The sequence below is a fragment of the Janthinobacterium sp. BHSEK genome, assembly GCF_056174685.1.
Window position 1 is genome coordinate 1 of the sequence record NZ_JBWBYV010000263.1, and the last position, 588, is coordinate 588.

The window sequence follows — 588 nt, forward strand, 5'->3', positions numbered from 1 at the left end:
CACCTTCAGCTTCCACCATGCGATTCTCGATGGCTGGAGCGTGGCCTCGTTCCAGACCGAGCTGTTCAATGCCTACTTCGCTGCGCTCGAAGGCAAGGACATTGCGCTGCCATCGTTGCGCGTGACGCCGAAGATGGCAGCGCTGCGCGAAAAACAGGCACTGCGATCGGAGCGGCAAGGCGCGTTCTGGAAGCACTATCTGGACGGGCATGTGTACTCGACGCTGCCGCCGGCCGAGCAAGCGCAGGACGCGACGAGCATGGACCGCAACCGCGCCGCGAAGGTCAGCGACGCCGTCTGCGGCAAGCTGCAAGCGCTGGCGGCGACGCTGGCCGTGCCGATGCGCACGGTACTGCTGAGCGCCCACCTGCGGGTGGTGTCCATGCTGGCTGGCAAAGACGACGTCACGACAGGGCTGGTGAGCAACGTGCGCCCGGAGGAGCAAGACGGGGAGAAGGTGCTGGGCCTGTTCCTGAACACGCTGCCGCTGCGCCAGAAGCTGGAGCGCTCCAGCTGGAAAGAGCTGATCAAAGCCACGTACGCCAACGAGCTGTCGGTGCTGGAGCACCGCGACTATCCCTACGTCCA

The 588-nt window shown here is 65.0% G+C and carries 1 protein-coding gene; it reads left to right on the forward strand.

Annotated elements, in window-relative coordinates:
* Nucleotides 1-588, forward strand: a 588-nt coding sequence (locus AC0V2Y_RS28940) for a condensation domain-containing protein (protein ID WP_475418296.1), incomplete at both ends; no start/stop codon positions are given.